Origin of the sequence: Desulforhabdus sp. TSK, assembly GCF_022836495.1 — a bacterium.
GTDB lineage: Bacteria > Desulfobacterota > Syntrophobacteria > Syntrophobacterales > Syntrophobacteraceae > Desulforhabdus.
Genome location: NZ_BQXM01000257.1, coordinates 1 through 255 on the forward strand (window position 1 = coordinate 1; position 255 = coordinate 255).

At 53.7% G+C, this 255-nt stretch carries 1 rRNA gene; it reads right to left on the reverse strand.

Annotated elements, in window-relative coordinates:
• Positions 1-255, reverse strand: a 23S ribosomal RNA gene (locus MWC30_RS22315); the annotation flags it as partial.

A 255-nucleotide genomic window follows, 5' to 3' on the forward strand; every position in this document is an offset into this window, starting at 1 on the left:
ATTTCAAGGACGGCTCCGCGAGAGCTGGCGCTCCCGTTTCATCGCCTCCCACCTATCCTACACATACACGCCCAAAATCCAATGCCAAGCTATAGTAAAGGTGCACGGGGTCTTTCCGTCTAGCCGCAGGTACTCGGTATCTGCACCGAGACTGCAATTTCACTGAGTCCCTGTTTGAGACAGTGCGGAAGTCGTTACGCCATTCGTGCAGGTCGGAACTTACCCGACAAGGAATTTCGCTACCTTAGGACCGTT